General features: G+C 58.4%; 1 protein-coding gene. It reads left to right on the top strand.

The features are described from left to right. Positions 1-366: ferritin-like domain-containing protein (locus ALO64_RS06555; protein WP_235804977.1), on the top strand; the 366-nt coding region annotated here is incomplete at its 5' end. Positions 367-406: the final 40 nt, after the last annotated feature.

Genomic DNA, 406 nt, shown 5'->3' with positions numbered 1-406 from the left:
CGCCACTACTACATGGCGTCCGGCATCAAGGCGAGCGTGGCGGCAGCCGAGTTTCTGGAGCATGCTGAGCAGGAAGCACAGCACGCCGACAAGCTGGCCGAGCGTATCGTGCAACTGGGCGGCGAGCCGGAATTCAACCCGGACCTGCTGTCGAAGAACTCCCACGCACAATACGTTGCGGGCAACACGCTGAAGGAAATGGTCTACGAAGACCTGGTTGCAGAGCGCATCGCGGTCGACAGCTATCGCGAGATCATTCAATACATCGGTGACAGCGATCCGACCACCCGCCGCATCTTTGAAGAGATTCTTGCTCAGGAAGAAGAGCACGCCGACGACATGTCGGACATCCTCGAAGGCCTGTAACAAGCGGCGACAAGTTAAAAGCCAGGACCTGTGTCCTGGA

Origin of the sequence: Pseudomonas meliae (assembly GCF_001400515.1) — a bacterium.
Classification (GTDB): domain Bacteria; phylum Pseudomonadota; class Gammaproteobacteria; order Pseudomonadales; family Pseudomonadaceae; genus Aquipseudomonas; species Aquipseudomonas amygdali.
The sequence above is the reverse complement of the archived record's forward strand: the minus strand, read 5'-3'. Positions and strand labels throughout refer to the sequence as shown.